The organism is Dickeya sp. CFBP 2040 (genome assembly GCF_012273755.1).
Lineage (GTDB): Bacteria > Pseudomonadota > Gammaproteobacteria > Enterobacterales > Enterobacteriaceae > Dickeya > Dickeya poaceiphila.
The window spans coordinates 1-313 of record NZ_JAAVXH010000108.1; the positions used below are offsets into that span (position 1 = coordinate 1).

1 rRNA gene is annotated in these 313 nt (G+C 53.4%); it reads left to right on the top strand.

What is annotated here, in order from left to right:
* Positions 1-4: 4 nt before the first annotated feature.
* Positions 5-313 (top strand): 23S ribosomal RNA (locus Dpoa2040_RS16650); the annotation flags it as partial.

Here is a 313-nt window from a genome sequence, read left to right on the forward strand (position 1 = left end):
GTGAGGTTAAGCGACTAAGCGTACACGGTGGATGCCTAGGCAGTCAGAGGCGATGAAGGGCGTGCTAATCTGCGAAAAGCGTCGGCAAGGTGATATGAACCGTTATACCCGACGATACCCGAATGGGGAAACCCAGTGTGATCCGTCACACTATCATTAACTGAATCCATAGGTTAATGAGGCGAACCGGGGGAACTGAAACATCTCAGTACCCCGAGGAAAAGAAATCAACCGAGATTCCCCCAGTAGCGGCGAGCGAACGGGGAGGAGCCCAGAACCTGAATCGGCTTGTGTGTCAGTGGAAGCGTCTGGA